The sequence below is a fragment of the Vibrio sp. 1401 genome, assembly GCF_033340295.1.
The window spans coordinates 1-608 of record NZ_JAWOWF010000542.1 but is presented as its reverse complement, the minus strand read 5'-3'; the positions used below and the strand labels follow the sequence as shown (position 1 = coordinate 608).

The 608-nt window shown below is 47.0% G+C and carries 1 protein-coding gene; it reads right to left on the bottom strand.

The window, feature by feature from the left end; genetic code table 11:
- Positions 1 to 128 precede the first annotated feature (128 nt).
- Positions 129 to 608, bottom strand: a 480-nt coding sequence (locus R7Z77_RS26720) for an ABC transporter substrate-binding protein (protein ID WP_318137219.1), incomplete at its 5' end; no start/stop codon positions are given.

Sequence of the window (608 nt, the reverse complement as noted above, 5' to 3'; positions counted from 1 at the left end):
TTCGCTGGCGCTTTTTGGTTGAGTTAACAACTGCCATTGTTCACTCAACGACAAGCTCGTATCAATTTGTAAGCTCAATAGGCTAAGCAACGCAATCAGCGCGACATAGCCAATGTACGGTTTCGTTCTCATTGTTTTGGTGCCAGTTCAATTAAGCTGTCGGTAATGGCTTCTGCCATGTATTGCAAAGACATCGCGCCGCCGTAGGCCCACACCGCTCTTACCGAATTTACGCGCTGTTTTTTCACGAATGGCATCGCTTGCCAAAGTGGTGAGCTGTTCAACTTGCTCTCTTGCGGGAAAGGCTGCACGTAAAGTACGTAGCTTTGTTCAAGGTTTTGTAAGCGGTTGATGCGATCTTGTTTGATGCCCCAAGCGCGCGCAGAGACTTGGATAGGGTTGGTTAACCCAAGCTGCTCAACCACATAGTCAGTGGTCGAATTTTCCGTTGATAGCAGAACAGAATTGGGTGTCGAGAAGCGCATCACCAACACGTCTAATGGGGCAGAATAATGCTGACGAATCTTGTCACGCAGTTGTTTGAATGAGTCATTGAGTTTTGCCAGTTTTTGTTCCGCTAACTCTTGTTTATCAAACAGCGTACCTAG